Genomic DNA, 1241 nt, shown 5'->3' on the forward strand with positions numbered 1-1241 from the left:
CAACACTCCACCAAGATTTGGAGTGTGAAGATGGCCAGACGTGGGCGCAAGAGAAACCTCAACCGCGAAGACGAGTATTGGAAACTCATCCTTGCCGGGATCGGACCGATCGCCGCCGCGAAGCGCGTCGGGATCGGACGCACGACCGGCCACCGTTGGCGATCTCAACGTGGTGGGATCGCGCCGCTACGACTTGCTGAGGCGGACAGACACGAACGGTACCTGAGCCTGATCGAACGTGAGCGGATCGCTTTGTTCACACGAGAAGGATTCTCCATCCGGGAGATCTCCCGGCGACTTGGCCGGTCACCGTCGACGATCAGCCGCGAGCTTCGCCGCAACATGCGAAAACACGACCGCGGCCAGTACGACGCTGTCCTGGCCCACGCTCGAGCTCGAGAGAAGGCCCGACGGGCGCGAACAGGGCGCATCGGGCAAGACCTCCAGCTCCGAGACCTGGTTCAAGACAAACTGAAACTTGACTGGAGCCCCGAACAGATCAGCTACTGGCTACGAGACACTCACCCACAGAAACGATCGTGGCACGTGTGCCACGAAACGATCTACCAGGCCCTGTACTGGCCGGGTAACAGCGGTTTGACCAGGAAATTGATACCACACCTAAGAACGGGCAGGGCACTGCGCAAGCGTCGACGGCGCCCCGACGTACGCGCCCCACGCTTCATCGCACCAGCGACCCTGATCGACCACCGCCCCCAGGTCGTAAACGACAGGTCTCGGTTCGGAGACTGGGAAGGCGACCTCATCATCGGCACGCGCACCCGTTCGGCGATCGGCACCCTGGTAGACCGCAAGAGCGGCTACGCCGTCCTCCTCCACCTCCCCGGCGGGCACACCGCAGCTGAAGTCAACGCATCGCTCATCACCGCGATGTCTGCCCTACCTCAGGAACTCCGGCGCACTTTGACCTGGGACCAGGGCGCCGAAATGGCCAGCCACGACAAGATCGCCTCCCTCTTCACCGACGGCGTGTTCTTCGCTCACGCCGGCAAGCCCTGGCAACGCGGATCCAACGAGAACATGAACGGACTGCTGCGGCAATACTTCCCCAAGCACACCGACCTCGCCATCCACAGCGCCGATGACCTCGCCGCTGTCGCGATCAAGATCAACAACAGGCCCCGGAAGCGACTCGGTTGGACAACACCAGCCCAGCTCCTCGCCGACGCACTGCGATCCAGCTAACCAATCAGTGTTGCGACGACCGCTGGAATTCGCCC

General features: G+C 62.5%; 1 protein-coding gene. It reads left to right on the top strand.

Annotated features, from left to right (window positions below):
- Window positions 1-1206: IS30 family transposase (locus tag E3O18_RS14335; RefSeq protein ID WP_241978203.1), on the top strand; the 1206-nt coding region annotated here is incomplete at its 5' end.
- Window positions 1207-1241: the final 35 nt, after the last annotated feature.

It is taken from the genome of Cryobacterium sp. TMT2-42-4 (assembly GCF_004402645.1).
Lineage (GTDB): Bacteria > Actinomycetota > Actinomycetes > Actinomycetales > Microbacteriaceae > Cryobacterium > Cryobacterium sandaracinum.